General features: G+C 55.0%; 1 protein-coding gene. It reads right to left on the bottom strand.

What is annotated here, in order from left to right; all coding sequences use genetic code 11:
- Nucleotides 1–50: 50 nt before the first annotated feature.
- Nucleotides 51–227 (bottom strand): hypothetical protein, encoded by a 177-nt coding sequence (locus SB751_RS31850; protein ID WP_410749254.1) that lies wholly within the window; start codon nucleotides 225–227, stop codon nucleotides 51–53.
- Between the last annotated feature and the right edge of the window lie 35 nt (nucleotides 228–262).

Raw genomic sequence — 262 nt, 5'->3', positions numbered from 1 at the left:
CATGACTACCTTGCCAGCAAACGCCAATCTGCTGTCGAGGACCTGCGGCGCTAACAGATCCATTTGGTCGACCACGGCACACCGGCCGTGCCGCTTAATCGTATGTGCACCGCGTTACCATCTCCAAACCGGGCCTCGAGGCCTTCGATGTCGCGGTCGGCATCCAGTACTACTGCAGAACAGAGCGGCGCGGCGATGAAAGATAAACTTGCAAGTTTATCTTTCATCTAATATAGTGCGGCTATGACAGTCGATTCCTCCC

It is taken from the genome of Cupriavidus sp. SIMBA_020 (assembly GCF_046535395.1).
GTDB classification, from domain to species: Bacteria; Pseudomonadota; Gammaproteobacteria; order Burkholderiales; family Burkholderiaceae; genus Cupriavidus; species Cupriavidus campinensis.
This window is presented reverse-complemented; position numbering and strand designations above follow the sequence as displayed.